The organism is bacterium, from assembly GCA_035419245.1.
Taxonomy (GTDB): domain Bacteria; phylum Zhuqueibacterota; class Zhuqueibacteria; order Residuimicrobiales; family Residuimicrobiaceae; genus JAKPUX01.
Genome location: DAOLSP010000001.1, coordinates 657,932 through 675,353 on the forward strand (window position 1 = coordinate 657,932; position 17,422 = coordinate 675,353).

At 60.9% G+C, this 17,422-nt stretch carries 15 protein-coding genes and 1 tRNA gene; 8 read left to right on the forward strand and 8 right to left on the reverse strand.

The annotated features are described in order from the left end of the window. Position 1 precedes the first annotated feature (1 nt). Genes PLH32_02660 through acpS form a run of 3 tightly spaced genes read right to left on the reverse strand, consistent with a single transcriptional unit; the run spans position 2 to position 2,416 of the window. A complete protein-coding gene (locus PLH32_02660) occupies positions 2-436 on the reverse strand; it encodes a VanZ family protein (GenBank protein HQJ63487.1) in 435 nt (144 codons plus the stop codon). Further along, the gene (locus PLH32_02665; GenBank protein HQJ63488.1) at positions 430-1,974 is read right to left on the reverse strand and encodes an NAD(P)H-hydrate dehydratase; all 1,545 of its coding nucleotides are present in this window, start codon (positions 1,972-1,974) and stop codon (positions 430-432) included. Before PLH32_02665 ends, PLH32_02660 begins: the two co-directional genes overlap by 7 nt. Positions 1,975-2,014: 40 nt before the next feature. Continuing rightward, the gene (gene acpS / locus PLH32_02670; GenBank protein HQJ63489.1) at positions 2,015-2,416 is read right to left on the reverse strand and encodes a holo-ACP synthase; all 402 of its coding nucleotides are present in this window, start codon (positions 2,414-2,416) and stop codon (positions 2,015-2,017) included. 163 nt (positions 2,417-2,579) lie between these two features. Between acpS and PLH32_02675 the strand changes: the two genes are divergently transcribed. Continuing rightward, positions 2,580-3,161 carry a sigma-70 family RNA polymerase sigma factor gene (locus PLH32_02675; protein ID HQJ63490.1) on the forward strand — a complete coding sequence of 194 codons (582 nt, stop codon included), beginning with the start codon at positions 2,580-2,582 and terminating at the stop codon, positions 3,159-3,161. Here the strand turns inward: PLH32_02675 and hemW are convergent. The 5 genes from hemW to lepA form a co-directional block, all read right to left on the reverse strand. Continuing rightward, positions 3,154-4,341 (reverse strand): radical SAM family heme chaperone HemW, encoded by a 1,188-nt coding sequence (gene hemW, locus PLH32_02680; protein ID HQJ63491.1) that lies wholly within the window; start codon positions 4,339-4,341, stop codon positions 3,154-3,156. The genes PLH32_02675 and hemW overlap by 8 nt on opposite strands. A 3-nt stretch (positions 4,342-4,344) precedes the next feature. Further along, positions 4,345-5,055: a signal peptidase I gene (lepB, locus tag PLH32_02685; protein ID HQJ63492.1), complete on the reverse strand. Its 711-nt coding sequence runs from the start codon at positions 5,053-5,055 to the stop codon at positions 4,345-4,347. A gap of 32 nt (positions 5,056-5,087) precedes the next feature. Further along, entirely contained in the window at positions 5,088-6,698 is a 1,611-nt protein-coding gene (locus tag PLH32_02690) for a hypothetical protein (GenBank protein ID HQJ63493.1), read from the reverse strand. Between the two features lie 4 nt (positions 6,699-6,702). Next, a complete protein-coding gene (locus tag PLH32_02695; GenBank protein ID HQJ63494.1) occupies positions 6,703-7,461 on the reverse strand; it encodes an ABC transporter ATP-binding protein in 759 nt (252 codons plus the stop codon). Positions 7,462-7,526: 65 nt separating this feature from the next. Continuing rightward, complete coding sequence (gene lepA / locus PLH32_02700) at positions 7,527-9,320, reverse strand: translation elongation factor 4 (GenBank protein ID HQJ63495.1); 1,794 nt, start codon at positions 9,318-9,320, stop codon at positions 7,527-7,529. Positions 9,321-9,519: 199 nt separating this feature from the next. Between lepA and bshA the strand changes: the two genes are divergently transcribed. From bshA to PLH32_02735, 7 genes are all read left to right on the forward strand, one after another. Continuing rightward, on the forward strand, positions 9,520-10,656 hold the full coding sequence (gene bshA, locus PLH32_02705) for an N-acetyl-alpha-D-glucosaminyl L-malate synthase BshA (GenBank protein HQJ63496.1): 1,137 nt from the start codon (positions 9,520-9,522) through the stop codon (positions 10,654-10,656). A 137-nt stretch (positions 10,657-10,793) separates the two neighbouring features. After that, positions 10,794-12,206 carry an ATP-binding protein gene (locus tag PLH32_02710; protein ID HQJ63497.1) on the forward strand — a complete coding sequence of 471 codons (1,413 nt, stop codon included), beginning with the start codon at positions 10,794-10,796 and terminating at the stop codon, positions 12,204-12,206. Further along, positions 12,203-13,618 carry a sigma-54 dependent transcriptional regulator gene (locus PLH32_02715; GenBank protein ID HQJ63498.1) on the forward strand — a complete coding sequence of 472 codons (1,416 nt, stop codon included), beginning with the start codon at positions 12,203-12,205 and terminating at the stop codon, positions 13,616-13,618. The genes PLH32_02710 and PLH32_02715 overlap by 4 nt, the downstream gene beginning before the upstream one ends. 14 nt (positions 13,619-13,632) lie before the next feature. Then, positions 13,633-14,649 carry a hypothetical protein gene (locus PLH32_02720; protein HQJ63499.1) on the forward strand — a complete coding sequence of 339 codons (1,017 nt, stop codon included), beginning with the start codon at positions 13,633-13,635 and terminating at the stop codon, positions 14,647-14,649. Next, entirely contained in the window at positions 14,650-15,711 is a 1,062-nt protein-coding gene (locus tag PLH32_02725; GenBank protein HQJ63500.1) for a hypothetical protein, read from the forward strand. It begins immediately after the preceding gene. A gap of 239 nt (positions 15,712-15,950) precedes the next feature. After that, positions 15,951-16,952, forward strand: coding sequence for a phosphatase PAP2 family protein (locus PLH32_02730; protein HQJ63501.1), 1,002 nt, complete (start codon positions 15,951-15,953; stop codon positions 16,950-16,952). 177 nt (positions 16,953-17,129) lie between these two features. Further along, positions 17,130-17,202: transfer RNA gene (locus PLH32_02735), tRNA-Phe, on the forward strand. Positions 17,203-17,422 lie beyond the last annotated feature (220 nt).

Consider the following 17,422-nt stretch of genomic DNA (forward strand, 5'->3'; position numbering starts at 1 on the left):
CTCAGGGCGGCGATGCGTCACATTTGATTAAATTACAATAAATTGAACGATCTGCGCGGCTCAGGGTCTCACCGAAGATCCGCCAAACGAGCGCTGCCAGCAGCAGTCCGAGCAAATCCGCGAGGGCATCGAAGCCGTCGCAAAAGCGGCCGGGGATGAAGGCCTGATGCAGCTCATCGAGACAGGCGAGGGGGATGCCGATCCGGAAAAGGGCGCGGAGGTCGGCGCCTTCGAAGGCGGGCCGGCCGCGCACCCGGGCGCGCACGATGAGCACCCCCAGGATACCATAGACCAGGAGATGGTAAATCTTGTCTTCCAGCCTGAGGCCGAGCGAAGGCGGCTTGAGGTCAGGCAGGGAGGTTAGGGTGAGGATGAAGCCCGCGCAGATCCATGCCGGGAGCTGCCAGTAGAATTTTTCCTGGAGGTTCTTCAGCATGGTGGCCGCAGCATCTGGATGGCGGTGGGCAGCGTCTCGAGCAGGTCGCCGGCGATCATCCCCATCTCGCCCTTGCGGTCACGGGCGAGGTCGCCTGCGGCGCCATGGAGCCAGACCCCACAGAGGGCGGCGTCGAGGGGCGAGAGGCCCTGGGCCAGCAGGCCGGCGATCACGCCGGTGAGCACGTCCCCGGAGCCGGCCGTGGCCATACCGGGGTTGCCGGTGGCATTGAGAAAGAGGGCGCCATCCGGCGCGGCGATGATCGTCGGGTTTCCCTTGAGGACAAGGATGTGGCCGAATTTTTTGGCCCACGCGCCGGCGGCGGCGAGGGGATCGGCAAGAATGGCGGAGATTGCCAGGCCGGTAAGCCGGGAGAGTTCGCCGGGGTGCGGCGTCAGGATCAGCGCTCCGGCATAGGTTTGCAGGAGCTCGGGGGTATCGGCGCAGAGGGTGAGCCCGTCGGCGTCAAGGACCATGGGTTGGCGCATCTCGCGGAGGAGGCGATGGACCAGGGCGGCGGTGCTGGGGTGCTGCCCCAGTCCCGGGCCCACGGCCAGGGCGGTGCGCGCGGCGGCCGCTGCGGACCACGCCGGCCAGGCGGCCTCGCTGAGGATTCCGGGCGTCTCCTCGGTGAAGGGCCAAGTGATGACCTCGGTGAGTTTTGGCGCCACGAGCGGCAGCAGGCTGTGGGCGGCTGCGAGGTAACAGAGACCACAGCCGGCGCGCAGAGTGGCGGTGGCGGTGAGCACGGCCGCGCCGGTGAAACCGAGGGAGCCGGCGATGACGCCGACGCTGCCGAGGCTGTTTTTATGGGCGGTGAGAGCGCGCTGCGGCAATCGGGCGGTGATATCGGCCGCTTCGAGACGGCGAACCGGAGGGCCGTTTTCCGGTGTCCGGGCCAGAGGTATGCCGATATCGATGAGGTGGAGCGCGCCCGCCTGTTCACGTCCCGGCGAGAGCAGCAGCCCCCGCTTGAGGTGGCCCATGATTGCGGTGGCGCTGGCGCGGATGGCGGCGCCTTGGATCGCCCCGGTGTCGGCATCGATGCCGGTCGGCAGATCGACGGCGAGCAGCGGTGCCTCGAGCGCGTTGAGCAGATCGGCCATGGCCGCGATGAGGCCGCGTAGCGGCATCGTTGCGCCGGTCCCGAGCATGGCGTCAATGATCAAGTGTGGCGCCGGGCAAGGCGCGGGCGGCAGGGCCTCCAGAAAGGTCACGGTGCCGCCCATCTTTTCCCAGATGACCAGATTGACGAGGGCGTCGCCGGTGATTTTGTGCCGCGGCGCAACGACCCAAAGGGTTACAAGAGATCCGGTATTGGCCAGATGGCGGGCGATGACCAAGCCGTCACCGCCGTTGTTGCCCGGGCCGCAGACGATCAGGACCCGCTTGCCTGCCGGATCGCCGAGCAGGGAGCGGGCGATGTCGGCGGCGCCGCGCCCGGCATTCTCCATGAGCAGCAAAGAAGGGATGCGGAGCTGCTCCTGGCACGCTTGATCGAGTGCGGCCATTTCTGCCGCTGTGACGACGATCTGCATGATTTTCTCCTGAATAACCGGCGATTCGCGCGGCTGCCCGTCAGTTTTCCCCCGGGACTTGTGCTTCTTCAGACCGCTCCTGGATCACCACCACCGCAATGGCGGCAAGACGGCTGTGGCTGAGGGTCAGCAAGATCTGCTGCGTCGGGAAGAGCTGCGCCAGCCCCCCCTGCAGCTTGATCTCGGGCCGGCCGTTGGCGGCGTTCTCGACGCGGAGGTCATGCCAGCGGAAGTGGCGGTATTCCGCTTCGTTCAGGCATTTGATGAAGGCCTCCTTGGCGGCGAAGCGGGCGGCCATGGAATCGATGCCTGAAGCCTTGCGGCGGCAGTAAGCGATCTCCTCGGCGGTGAGGATGCGTTGGAGGAATTGGTCACCCCACCGGTTGACGGCGGCGGCGAAACGGCTGAGATCGACGATATCGGCACCGATGGCGCGGACCATCCGGCACTACCTCCAGCTGGTGCAAGGCCGAAACAACGGAACTATTTAAAAATTAACACATATGGCCGTATAAATCAATAACTTTTGCTTGCTTGTCTATCTTTTTTCATGTACTTTTATGAATAAGGACAAAAAGTACATTGCGGATTGTCATACAGCGCTCATGGATCCCATATCACCTCAACTCATACGCGATGCCATCGCCGGGGATCAGAAGGCCTATGCCGAGATCGTCCACCGTTACCGCAACCAGATCTACAACCTTATTCTGCGGATGGTGCGGCGGCGCGAAGAGGCGGAGGATCTGACCCAGGAGACCTTTATCAAGGCCTTCAATGCCCTGGCCAGTTTCAATGCCGAATATGCCTTCAGCACCTGGCTTTACAAGATCGCCGTCAACAACTGCATCGACCATTTCCGTAAAAAACGCCTCAAGACCTTTCCGATCGACAATCCCATCACGGCGAAGGATGGCGAGCTGCAGCGCGAGTTTCCCGACCAGGAGGCCGGCCCCGATGCCGGATTGATGGAAAAAGAACGCCGCCTCACGATCGAGGAGGCCATCGCCTCGCTGCCGGAAAAATACCGCCAGGCCATCGTCTTGCGCCATGCCCAGGATAAATCCTACGAAGAGATCGCTCTGGGGCTCGGGATCCCCATCGGCACCGTCAAGGTGCGCATCTTCCGGGCGCGCGAAATGTTGAAGAAAAAGCTGCGCGACCAGCGCAAGAGCCTTTTCAGCTGATCCCGGCGCACAACTCCCGGCAGACCAGATCATAGAGCAGCACCCCGTTTCGCGTCAGTGCCAGCCGTGCGCCGTTCAGGGTCAGGAGCGCCTCTCCCTCCGCAGCGGCGAAGGGGGGCGACCCCAGCGCCACACCGCCCAGCCGTTTCAGGACGCGGGCGCCTCGCTTGAGAAGGTCTTCGCCGAAGCGCTGCTGCCAGAGCTCAAGATCGATGCCGGCGCTGCGGCGCAGGCCCAGCAAAACGGTCTCGGTCCGCTTCTCCTCCATCCCGAGTGTTTCTTCGCCAGCCACCGCCGGTTCTCCCCTCTCCCAGCTCTCGAGGTAGGCCTCAAGATCCCGGACGTTCCACCAGCGCTTCCCCGCAGCGTAAGAGTGGGCGGCCGGTCCCACCCCCAGGTAATCCGAACCGCCCCAGTACCCCTGATTGTGCCGGGCTTCGCACCCCGGCCGGCTGTAATTGGAGATCTCGTAGTGACGGTAGCCGGCGCATTCCAGCAGTGTCTTGCCGGTGAGAAACATCTCCCGCTCGTGTTCTTCATCGCAGCGCTGCAGTTCGCCGCGTGCGAACGCTCCGGCCAGTGGGGTGACGGGTTCCACGGTCAGACTGTAGAGCGAGAGATGTTCGGGGTGGTACTCGAGGGCAGCGGTGACCGACGCGGCGTACGTAGTGACGGATTGGCCGGGCAGTCCGAAAATGAGGTCCAGGCTGAGATTGGAAAAGCCCGCCTCCCGGGCGGCTGTGATAGCGGAATGCGCTGCGGCGGCCGAGTGGATGCGGGTCAGCAGCTGCAGTTCGCGGTCGTCGAAAGACTGGATGCCAAGGGAGAGGCGGTTGATGCCGGCGCGGCGGTACCCGGCGAGATGGCGGATGTCAAGGGCGCCGGGGTTGGCTTCGAGGGTGATCTCGGTATCGGGCCCGGGCGGCCAGGCGACGGTAAGGGTTTCGAGGAGCGGCTCGAGGACATCAGGCGGGATCAGGGATGGGGTTCCGCCGCCCCAATAGAGGCTGGCGAGGAAGCGGTCCGCGAAAAGGGGGGAGCGCCGGTAAAAGGCGATCTCCTGCTGCAGCGCCGCGAGGTAGCGCGGCAGCAGGTGGGTGCGGGTCGTGGAGTAAAAGTCGCAGTAGATGCACTTGTGCTGGCAAAAGGGGATATGGATATAGAGGGCCAGCGGGTCCATGGCTCAGCGGATGATGCCGAAAATGCGCGACCACCGCACGCGGTGGAGAAGCGATTCGGCGTGGTCATAGGAGAAATAGATGACCATGGCCTGGCCGCGGATATTCGCCATCGGCATGAAACCCCAGTAGCGGCTATCCTGGCTGTTGTCGCGGTTGTCGCCCATCATGAAGAGATGGTGGGGCGGTACCACCACCGGTCCAAAATCGTAAGCGAATCCTTCATAGCGGCGGATGGTATACTCGCGGCCCTCGGGGATGCGTACCCGGTAGTAGTTGATCCAGCGCCCCTCCGAGTCATCGAAGCGACGTTCAAGGAAGCGGATCTCGCCCTCGGGCCTGCTGTTGATATAGACCAGACCCTTGCGCATCGATACGGTGTCGCCCGGTACACCGATGCAGCGCTTAATATAGTCAAGTTTTTCATCGAGGGGGTACTTGAAGACGATGATATCCCCACGTTTGGGCTGATGGATGGCTGGCATGTGCAGGGAGGGCAGTTTGATGTCGGTCCCGATGATGCGGTCCGGGGTGTTGGCGCCATAGACAAATTTGTTGACCAGGAGAAAATCACCGACCAGGAGGGTGTCCTTCATCGATCCGGTGGGAATGCGAAAAGCCTGGATGACCAGTATGCGCAAGATCAGGGCGGCGATCAGCGCAACGGTCAATGCCTCGAAATACTCCTTGAAAATCTGACGTCCTTTACCGCTCATTCATGATCCTTTCGCCATTCGGCTGGGCTGGCTTAATAGGTCCATTCCATTTTATCTAACTTATTCTCCGCCATGACGGTTCCCTGGTAAAGCGCGGCCACGACGAACAGGGCGGAAATGAGGATGCCTGGATCCGGGGAGTGCAGGAATACGAGGCTGAGGGCGATCAGGCCGCCGACGAGCCCCATGCAGCCAAAGAGTACCAGAGAGAGAAAAAAGCTGCTGCCGGCGCTGATCATCCGTTTGGGATGATCCCATGCGAAATTGGAAAAGTACACCCCGAATAGGCCACCGCACAGGGTCGCTCCGGCATCCAGTACTGCCAGTACGGCAAGAATACGAACAAGGGCGGCGGCGGAGGTAGGGTAGATCAGAGCGATGATGCCCGCAGCGAAGATCCCGCTGCACAGGATGAAGAGGAAGCTGAGGGTCATCTTGGCCAACCAGACCCAACGTAGCCGGACGGGCGCCAATTTGAAGAGGCCGAAGGCGGTGCGTTCCATCGGCACCATGCGCGTGGACAGGGTGCTGCCCATGAGCATGCTAAAGATGAAGAGAAAGAGGAAGGGCATATAGACGGCGAAACGGCCGGTCTCCGCCGCGCTCTGGTTGAGAAAGGGTAGCAGGATCATCATCAGGGTGAAGAGGAGGATCTGCATCAGCTGCTGGGTGTCGCGGCGGATGATCAGGAAGTCGCGCCGGATGATCTGGACGAAGAGACTGCCATCCCGGCTGAAGCTGGAGGGACGGGTTTTCCCGGTCCTCTGCCTGCGGTGGGTGGTCATCTCCAGACCGCTGAAGATGTCGCGGCGCAGGGCCCCGCGCAGCAACGCTGAGGTGAGTCCGTACAGCAGCAGGCTGGTCGCCAGCAGCAACAAGCCGCTGCCCGCTGCAGCGGCGAAGCGATGGTCATGGATGGACATGAGGCAGCGGATGAGTCCATCCGAGGGCAGCCAGGCGGCCAGCCGTGCCCCGGCGTCGAGGTACCGCTGACCGGGCAGGGTGGAGGCCGCAGCAGGGAGGCGTTCCGGACGCATCACCTGAAAGCCGAGCCAAACGGCGATCGAAATTAGGCTGAGGAGCATGGCAGCGACGTTTTTGGCCTTGCGGGCTGGCATGACGCTCACCAGCCCCATTGCCAGGAAGGCACCCAATCCGGTGGGGATGGTCAGAAATATCAGGCTCATGGGCGGCAGCAGGATCCAAAAAAGAAGCGGCGCGCCGATGACGATGCCTGCGGAGATCAGCACCGGCAATCCGATGCCAAAATAGAGAGTGGAGTTGGCGAAGGTGGCCTCAAGGAACTTGAACTGCAGGATGGTCGTGTGCGGGATCGGGGAACTCAGCAGCAGGGGGAGATCCCTGGAGAGAAAGAGGATGTGGAGCACCAGGGCCAGGCCGCTGAAGAGCAGCATGATGAAGACGCCAAGCAAGATGTTGCGCAGCAGCAGCTGAACCGCGGGACTCCCCAGCTCCGGGTTTTGCATCATCACCGTCATCATGGCGTGGATATTGACGAGGACCAGCAGGGGCAGGATGATCAGGCCGATATAGCCCAGCAGCCGGCGGCGGGATTTTTTTCCGCCGCGGCGCATGCTGTTGAGGAGGGCGCGGAGGCGGGTTTTCAGCAGCACTCCCAGCATCGGTTTATTGCTCCTCCAGGAAGCGGCTGACATCGTCGCCGTTAGTGGAACCGGTCAGCTGCAAAAAGATCTCCTCGAGAGAGGCTTTTCCCGTGGCGGTTTGCTGCCGCAGCTCCTCCATGGTGCCGAGGGCGATCAGCCGGCCCTCGTGGATGATGCCGGCGCGGTCGCACATACGCTCGGCTACCTCGAGTATATGGGTGGACATGAAGATCGTGGCGCCGTGGTCAACCAGGCCGCGCAGCAGGTCCTTGAGACTGCGCGCCGCCTTGGGATCAAGGCCGACAGTGGGTTCATCAAGGAAGAGGACGCGGGGTTCATGGACCAGGGCGCCGGCGAGGGCCACTTTCTGCTTCATCCCGTGCGAGAACTCTTCGATCAGCTCGTCGGCGCGATCGTTGATCTCGAAAATATCAAAGAGCTGCTGCACCCGCCGTGCGGCGTCGGGTTCGGGCACGCGATAGAGACGGGCCATGAAGTGGACGAACTCGCGCGCGGTTAGTTTTTCATAGAGGACCGGCGATTCCTGCACTAGGCCGAAGAGCCGTTTGGCCCCAAGTGGATCCGCGGCCATGTCGATGCCGTCAATGAGCACGCGTCCCCGGTCCGGATGGAGCAGCCCGGTCATCATCTTGATCGAGGTGGTTTTGCCGGCGCCGTTAGGGCCGAGGAAGACGAAGAGCTCATTTTCGATCCGCAATGAGAGCTCTTCAACCGCGACCCGCTCCCCGAACGATTTGTGCAGTTTTTCGACCTCAAGCATAAGAGGAGACTTCCCCCGTATTGTTGATCTCCATGCTGTACTTCCCGGAAAGTGGATAAGCGGTATCAGGATTTGAGGATGGCCAGAAAGGCTTCCTGGGGCACTTCGACGCGGCCCAGCTGTTTCATCCGTTTCTTGCCCTCTTTCTGTTTTTCGAGCAGCTTGCGCTTGCGGGTGATATCGCCGCCGTAGCACTTGGCAGTGACGTTTTTACGCACAGCGCGGACGGTTTCGCGGGCAATGACCTTGCTGCCGATGGCGGCTTGGATCGCCACCTCGAATTGCTGACGCGGGATGAGTTCGCTCAGTTTTTCGCAGACACGGCGGCCCCACTCGTAGGCCTTGTCCCGGTGGACGATGGTCGAGAGCGCATCAACCGACTCGCCGTTGAGGAGGATGTCGAGCTTGACCACCGGGCCCTCGCGAAAGCCGGTGAACTCGTAATCGAAGGAGGCATACCCGCGCGTCACCGATTTGAGTTTGTCGTAGAAATCGAAAATGACCTCGCTCAACGGAAATTCGTAGTGCATGTTGACGCGGCTTTTATCGACGTATTCGGTATTGATATAAGTGCCGCGTCGCTCCATCGCCAGCGACATGATCGCGCCGATGTATTCGGCGGGTGTGACGATGCTGGCCTTGATATAGGGTTCCTCGACATGGTCGATATCGTTTGGGGAGGGCAGGTTGGCCGGATTATCCATCACCAGTTGGGTGCCCTTATTGGTGAAGACGTGGTACTCTACGTTCGGGACGGTGGTCACCAGGTCGAGGTCATATTCGCGCTCGAGACGCTCCTGGACGATCTCCATGTGGAGGAGACCGAGGAAACCGCAGCGGAATCCGAAGCCGAGGGCGAGCGAGGTTTCGGGCTCGTACCAGAGGGCCGAATCGTTCAGCTTTAATTTCTCCAGCGCTGCGCGCAGCTCTTCATAGTTCTCGGCGATCGAGGGAAAGAGCCCTGAAAAGACCATGGGCAGGACCTCGCGGTAGCCGGGCAACGGCTCGAGCGCGGGATGGTCCTCGGTGGTGATGGTGTCGCCCACCTTGGTGTCCTTGACGTCCTTGGCGCCGGCGATGACATAGCCGACCTCGCCGGCGTGGAGCACATCCTGGCGGATCTGCTTCATGCGCAGGATCCCGACCTCCTGGGCCTCGAAGACCTTGCCGGTGGAGAAGAACTTGATCTTTTGTCCCGCAGTGATCGATCCCTCCACCACGCGCACGTAGGCGATCGCTCCACGGTAGGCATTAAAGACCGAATCGAAGATCAGGGCGCGCGTCGGCTTGTCCGTGGCTGGTGTGGGCGCCGGGATGCGTTCGACCACTGCTTCGAGGATATCGGGGATCCCGGTGCCCGCCTTGGCGCTGGCAAGGATGATTTCCGACTCCTTGCAGCCGAGCAGGTCGATGATCTGGTGCTTAATGGCGTCGATGTCGATATTGGGTAGGTCGATCTTGTTGATCACCGGGATGATCTCGAGATCGTTCTCGATGGCGAGATAGAGATTGCTGACCGTCTGGGCCTCCACGCCCTGGGCGGCATCGACCACCAGCAAGGCGCCTTCGCAGGCGGCGAGGCTGCGGGAAACCTCGTAGGTAAAATCGACATGCCCCGGCGTGTCGATGAGATTGAGGGTGTAGACCTCGCCGTTGGGCCGGGTGTACTCCATGGTCACGGGATGCATCTTGATGGTGATGCCGCGTTCGCGCTCCAGATCCATGCTGTCGAGCACCTGGTCCTTCATCTCATAGCTGCTCAGGGTACCGGTGGCCTCGAGCAGGCGGTCGGCGAGGGTCGACTTGCCGTGATCGATATGGGCGATGATGCAAAAATTTCGAATGGGGTTTTTTGTCATGTATCCGCTGCAAGGTTGAGGCATCATAATATGACATGAAAGTTAGTAAAAATCTATAAATAAATCAATTGAAAAAGCGGAGGCGCGCGGGCCGATCGGCAAGTGCAGTCGCCGGTGTGGGGGCCGGTCTGCCTTGACCGTTGACAAAGGCTGACGGAATCGGTATATTACAGCACTTCCAAACCTGAATGGAGCCAGCATGAAAATTGCAATGGTTTGTTATCCGACCCATGGCGGCAGCGGTGTTGTGGCGACCGAACTGGGCATGTGCCTAGCCCAGCGGGGCCATGAGGTCCATTTCATCAGTTACAGCACCCCCTTCCGCCTACGCGGATTTCAGGAGAATGTCTTTTATCATGAAGTGGATGTCTCCGCCTATCCGCTCTTCAAATATCCTCCCTACGATCTCAGCCTGGCGGCGCAGATCATGGAGGTGGCTGATGAGCACAGTCTGGATATCGTTCATGCCCACTATGCCATCCCTCACGCGATCAGCGCCTACCTCGCCCGGCAAATGATGCGCGGCAAGGGCCCCAAGGTGGTCACCACCCTGCACGGCACTGATATCACCCTGGTGGGCAAGGATGCCTCATTCCGGGCGGCGGTGAAATTCGGGATCGAGGAGTCGGATGGCGTCACCGCGGTTTCGAACTACCTCGCCGAACAGACCCGCGCGGCCTTTGCCATCGACCGCGAGATCCGGGTGATCTATAATTTTGTCGACACCGAGCGCTTCTCGCCCCGGGTCGAGAACTGCATTCGCAGCCGCTTTGCTCCGAACGGGGAAGCCATCCTGATGCACGCCTCCAATTTCCGTCCGGTCAAGCGCCTCACCGATACGATTGAAATCCTGGCGCGCGTGCGGCAGCAGTGGCCCGCCAAGCTTCTGCTGGTCGGCGAGGGACCGGACCGGCAGGAATCCCACGCCCTGGCCGATAAACTGGGACTGCACGACCATGTACTCTACCTCGGCACCCAGGATGCCATCGAGCGGCTGCTCGGTTGCGCGGACCTCTTTCTCCTGCCCAGCAGCGAGGAGAGCTTTGGACTCGCGGCGCTGGAGGCGATGAGCTGCGGCACTCCGGTGATTGCCACCCGCATCGGCGGTCTTCCGGAGGTGGTGGAGCACGGCCTTGAGGGCTTTCTGTTCCCGGTGGGCGATGTCGATGCCATGGCCGCTGCGGCCCTCACGGTATTGCGCGATCCGCAGAAAATGGCGCAAATGCGGACGGCGGCGCGAGCCAAGGCCGAAAAGTGCTTCCGCATCGAGATCCTGGTGCCGGAGTATGAGGCCTTTTATGAGGAAATCCTGAACCGGTCATCCTCAGGAATCTGATGCTTCCCTTGAAAAACCGGCGGCTGCGACGCCCGGCAGGATAAAAGACATCTTTAGAGCCCATAATTCACTTCAAAAGGCCGGGTCCGCCGGACGCAGCGGGCCTTTTCTGGCATGCAAGTTGTAGGAATCCTTACGTGATCCGTCGCCGTCTCCTGATGAGCATATTAGCCCCGCTTCTGGGTGTGCTGCTCGCCGCGGGCATTTACCTGCAGTACCATTTCCGCGACTTGCTCGAACGGGAGCTGGGCAGCAAGCTGGAATCGCTGGCCCTAGCGGCCGGGCAGGATATGGATTCCGGTCTGATCGCGATGCTGCGGCCGGGCGATGAATCGAACCGTCTTTATTCCGCCCTGCGCGAACGGCTGCACGCTTTTGCCGCGGCGGTGGGACTGCGGCGGGTGATGTTGTTCTCTCCCGAACAGGGCGTCTGGCTGGACAGTGAGGGATTAGCACCGATCGCTTCGCCCTATGTGCGTCTACATTTTGACCGGGATGTGATCGAACAGGCCTTGCAAGGGCAGCCGGCCAGTTCGACGCTCTTCACTGGAAGCGACGGACGCCTTTACAAGTCGGCCTATGCCCCGCTGCAGAGCGAAGGCAGGCGGATCGGGGTGGTTGTCGTCGAAGGCAGCGCCGAATCGCTGCAGGCGGTGCGTGATTCGCAGCGCGTGTTGTTGCAGATTGGCCTGATCGCCGCGGTCACTGCGCTGCTGCTCGCCTGGGTGCTTTCGCGGCGCCTGACCCGGCCGGTCGCCCGGCTGCAACAGGCCGCCGAGCGCATCGGCCGTGGCGATCTCACTCAGGCTGTTCCGGCCACCGGCAGGGATGAGCTCGCTTTCCTCGGCCGGACCATGGAGGAGATGCGCAGCTCGCTCATCGCCCGGAACGAGCAGCAAAAGGCCATGCTCGTCGGACTGGCCCACGAGATCCGCAATCCCCTCGGCGGTATCGAGCTCTTCGCCGGCCTGATCCGCGATGACGCCGCAACGGCCACCCTGCGCCAGCAGGCGGAGCGCATTCTGCGCGAGACCGGAAACCTGAAACGGCTGATCAATGATTTCCTCGATTACGCCCGTCCCCTGCAGGCCCGGCCGCAACGCTGCCGCATCCGTGATTTCTGGCAGGAATGTGGCGAGCTGATCAGCGCCGACATCGCCACGAGCCCTCTCAGCCTGGTACTGCACGGCGACGGCTATGCCTGGGTCGATCCGGTGCATTTCAAACAGATGCTCCTCAACCTTCTGCTCAACGCCGCCCAGAGTATGGAAAAGGGAGGCCGGATTACGGGAGTCGTGACGCTGCGCGATGGGGTGGTCGCACTCGAGATCAGCGATCAAGGACGGGGCATTGCCGCTGCGGACCAGAAATCGATCTTTGAACCCTTTTTCAGCCGCAAAGAGAAGGGCATGGGTTTGGGGCTGGCCATGGTCCGCAATCTCGCCGCCGCCAACCGCGCCCGCGTGGATCTGGTGCAGAGTTCCCCGGCGGGCAGCTGTTTCCGGCTGCTCCTGCCGGCCGCACCGGACGCCGGGAAGGAGAAGCCTTGAAGATTCTGATTGTGGAAGATAATGAAACCCTGCGCGAAGGCATGGCGCAGGTGCTGGAGAAGATGAGCCTGCAGGTGGTTCAAGCCCCCGACGGCGAGACGGCGCTGCAGTTCCTCGCCCGGGATGCCGCCGCCATCGTCGTCACCGATTACCGCATGGCGGGGATGGACGGACTCGAGTTGCTCCAGGAGGTGAAGAAACTGGCGCCCGCCACCGAGGTGCTGCTCATCACCGCCTATGGCAGCATTGAGCTGGCCGTCCGGGCGATGCAGCTGGGTGCCGCCGACTTTATCGCCAAACCCTTTTCGCACGAAGAGTTCCGGCTGCGCATCGGCCGCATCCTCGACCGGATCGCCCGGGAGGAAAAGCTGAGTCGGCTGCATGACGAGAACAGCTATTTGCGTCAGGAGTTGGAAGAGGCCTGCAAATTCGGCCAGCTCATCGGCGAATCGCCGCAGATGCAGGAGCTCTATCGTGCGATCAGCAAAGTGGCCAGGACCGATGCCACCGTCATCCTCTATGGCGAAAGCGGCACCGGTAAGGAGCTGGTCGCCCATGCCATCCACAAAAACAGCGAGCGGGCGCAACACCCTTTCATCCGGGTACACTGCGGTGCCCTGGCGGAAGGGGTGCTCGAGTCGGAGCTTTTCGGTCATGAGAAGGGCGCTTTCACCGGAGCGGTTCGGCGCAAACGCGGGCGGTTCGAGCTGGCCCATACCGGCACGCTGTTTCTCGATGAAATCGGCGACATCACACCGGGGACACAAATCAAGCTGCTGCGTGTCCTCCAGGAGCGCGAGTTCGAACGGGTCGGCGGCGAGCAAACGCTGACCGTCGATGTGCGTGTCATCGCTGCCACCCACCGCGACCTGCTCGGATTGGTGGATCAAGGCAAATTCCGCCGTGATCTTTACTACCGGCTGCACATCATCCCGATCCAATTGCCGCCTCTGCGGGAGCGTGGCGAGGATATACTGCTTCTGGCCCGTCATTTTCTCCAGCGCATCTGCACCGAGATGGGCCGGCCGCTGCTGCCGCTGACGCCGGCCGCCGAAGCGGCATTACGGTACTATCCCTGGCCAGGTAACGTGCGCGAACTGGAGAACGTCCTCGAGCGCGCCGTCGTCCTGGCCGACGGCGCAACCCTGGACGCCCGGGATCTGCCGCTGACGGCGGCCGGAACGCCCGGACCTTCCGGCGGCGGCGAACCGGAAACCCTGGACCAGATGCTCGATCGGATCGAAAAGCAGACGATTGAGCGGGCAATGGCCGCGGCCAACGGGGTCAAGATGGAGGCGGCGCGCCGCCTCGGCATCAAGGCCAGCGCCCTCTACTACAAACTCGAAAAATATGGATTGATGCGAGATGAGGAACCCCCGGGGGGAGCCGGGTCCGATCCCAAAACGTTATAACCTGGATAAGTTGCATGGTGCTGTATAACCTTCTCCTAGCAAGCCGATGTCCGCGTCGGGGCCGTCGGATCTTTCCCCTGCTCCTGGTGGTGCTTATTTACGGAAGCGCTGCCGGTTTGGGGCAATCCAAGTTGGCGCAAGGCTATGATGAACTGCAGCAGCGGCTCCGGGTTCTGCAGCAGCAGAATGCAGCGCTCACGGCAGCCAGTGATTCTCTGGCCGTGGAAATCCAGCGGCAGAAGGAGGGGGAGCCGCTCAATCTTTTCGCGCGGCGCAGGCTCGAACGCGCCTTGCGCAGCGCGCAGGAGCTGGCGCGCCGGCGCGAGGAAAACCTGCGGCTTCAGTCCGGCCTGCAAATGGAGCTGGCGCATCGCGCGGCTGCTCTCGACAGCTGCTATGCCGCAGCGATCGATTCGCTATTAAAAACGGCCGGCCCACTGCAGGGCTCGCAGCGTCAGAAGGTGGAGGATCTCCGCAGCCGCCGTACGGCTCTGCAAGGGGTCTTGTCTTCCGGAACGGGCGGCTTGGACTTGGTTGGATCGGTCCGTATCAATCCCAACGATCTGCCGGAAGAGATCACCGTCAAAGCCGACCTGCTGCGGGCCCGCGAGGGTCAGCTGCGCGCGCAGGCGCAATCGCTCGCGCGGCGCGCGGGTCAGATCAAACAGGAGGGTGCGCTGCGCAAAAAAATGGCCGACCTCGTGAGCGATGTCAGCCTCTTCGAACAGCGCGATGAAATGACACAGCGGACGAACCGCAGCCCGGAATCCGAGATCAGCACAGCGACCAACAAGGGAAATGTCAGCATCCGGGGCGAACCCGGGACCGTAATGGAGCCAGCCTCACCGGCAGAACAACTGCTACGCCTTGACCTGCGCAGCCTCTCCACCGAAGACGCGGATGTACTCCTGCACGAGCTCGAAAGCCAGCGGCGGATGCTGCTGATGCGTGCGGACAGTCTCGCTGTGCGGGCACTGCATTTCGACGCGGAGGCGGAGCGGCTGCGGACCCAATTAAAGCAAACGCGTTGAATGCAGCGAACGCTCTTTTACATGTTCTGCGCTTTCGCCAGCCTGGCCGCTGCCGGTGATGCCTTTCCTCCGCACACAACCTGGCGGCTGCACCATCGCCTTCAGGTCGGCTGGGAATGCGACAGCAATGTCTTTGAAGCCCTCAACGACCCTCACGCTGGCCAGGATTTACGCCTGCTCTACGAAATCAAGGCGGCGGCAAGCCGCGTTGCAGGAAGGTACCAGTTCGGATATCGCAGCGGAGGCCAGTTTTACCCGGACAAGGCACGCGAAAACAAGTTGATCCAGGAGATCGAGGCGGGCGGCGAGTGCGCGCTCACCCCGGCGCTGGCTCTTGGCGGATCGGGTTATGGGCGTCTCAAGCTTTTTCTCCAGAGGGACGAGGATTATGCCTTCGGCCGCGCCCAGCTCTACCTGGCTCTCCGCTTGCCCGCCCGCTTCACCATCAAGGGCGGCTTCAGCGGCGAGGGTCTCGATTATTCCACTGCCGGATTTTACGATTATGCCGCTCCCGGTCTATTTTGCCAACTGCACCGTCCTATCAGCAACCACATTGCGGTGACCGGGCGGGCCAGCCTGCTGACGCTGCACTACCGAAGGGTTCTTTACCGGCTGGTCTCGCGTAACGAGGCCTATCCCTCGCAGGATGCCCATCAGGAGGACGATCTCGCGATGTGGGGCCTCCGGGTGGATGTCAACTGGTGCGGTTTTTTAGGGCAGATCGGCTACCGCCGTGAGGAGAGCCGTTCGAATTCCCCCGGCTACGATTACAGCCGCGATGTCATTGAGGTTTCGATGGTGCAGCAGCTATACGGATGGTATCTCCGGGGGCTGCTCACCCTGCAGCAGAAGCGCTACCGGGATGATCTCTATCCCTTCTGGCCGTTGCAGCCGGATGCGGAGCTGGAGGAGAGCAATGTTCTGGTGATCGATTTGTCGCGGCCGCTGATGACGCGGATCGAGATGATCCTTCGTGCTGCCTGGTACCGAAATGAATCGCCCTGGGCAGCGCTCTTTTACAGCAAGCGGCTGTTGAGCCTGAATCTTGAATATCAGTTTTGAGCCTTTCCTGCGCGGTGCTTGCCCTTGCCGCCACCCGCCTCCCGCGCCAGCCTCTCGCACCTACCCGGGCTGCGCCCGCTCGAACCCACCCCTTCCTCTCGTATCTACCCGCTTCCTGTGGTGGTCTGAGATTTTCTTTTTCTTGAATAAAATTATATGTATATTGACTCCCGGAAATGGGACCTGCTGAACCATGGTGCAGGACGGCCGCTACCCAGTAATGGAATGAGAAAGCAAGGATGATCAGCGAAAAAGAATCGCAGCGTATGCAGGGGTTTCTCGCCCACCTGCGTTCGCAAAGCTGGCGGGGCTATGTTCTCGTGGGTGTGGTGATCTATTTGATCCTGATCAACCAGCTCATCCGGGTCCGTCCTGATCATGTCTTCATCGCCCTGGCGCTCCTCGCCCTGACCCTGGGCCGAGGTCGCGTGAAATATTTTGTCACGGATTGGGCGCCCTGGATCGTTTTCTGGATATGCTATGATATGATGCGAGGCATCGTGGATAACTGGCGTGGCGCCATCAATGTTGTCTGGCCGTATAAAACCGAACTCGCCTTGTTTGGCCGGTTTTTTCACGGAGTGATTCCTTGTTATTATTTGCAGGATTTGCAGCAGACCTTGCAAGGGACGGCCCTTAAGAGTCTGCTTGATGCCAGCGGCGGGCTGTTTTACACCCTCCATTTTGGCGTGCCGCTCATCGTCGGCTGGCTCTTCTGGCATACCACTGATGACCGCAAGTCTTTTTACCGGTTCGTCTGGACGATGACTCTGCTTAATTTTTCAGCTTTGGCGACATTTTTCCTCTATCCGGCGGCACCGCCGTGGTATGTTTACAGTTATGGATTCGGCCAGCCAGCGGCAGCCAGTCACTGGGGACTGGGCGCCGGGGCCTTGATCAATGTGGACCGGATGATCGGCATGAATTTTTTCCAGACGCTATGGGGCGGATTCAATCCCAACCATTTTGCTGCGATTCCATCGCTGCACGGCGCTTATCCTGTGGCTTTTGCCCTTTTTATGTATAAAAAATTCAGACGATATCCTCTGTTGCTGGCGCTCTATCCGGCTGGCGTCTGGTTCTCGGCGGTTTATCTCAACCAGCATTATATCATCGATCTCATCATCGGGGCGATCTACCTGATCATCGCCTATCTGATCACCGACCGGATCCTGATCCCCCAGGTTTTTTCGCGTTTTATAAGCTGGGCGCCGCTGCATAAGAAGGAGGCCATCGCCTGATTCTCGCGTCAATACTCGGCGCCCCCCTTTTCAAGGCGCAAGCATGCTGGAAAGATAATGGAGTAATTGGGATACGTGATGCGCGGTGTCAGAGGGGAGCCAGATTTAGGGGGTATATCCTCTGTCTTTTCGCTTGACTTTTTACACAAAAATAAATACTTTATAGGCATGTTTGGCGGCGCTTTAGCTCAGCCGGTAGAGCAACGGACTGAAAATCCGTGTGTCCCCAGTTCGATTCTGGGAGGCGCCACCCGAAAAAGCCCTGAAAGCTTTAGTTCTCAGGGCTTTTTTTTATTCTCCGGCAAGGAATTGAAAAAAGCGAGTCGGTTTATCGTTCCATCGCTGGAACCTCGGTTCTCAGGACGCGAAGAAGCGGTTCCTGATTTGATAGCGGGACACTGAGGGAAATGATGCGGTGCGGAGATTCCCCGCAGGCCGGATGGATGGTCTTCATCGGGCTCTGCAGCCTC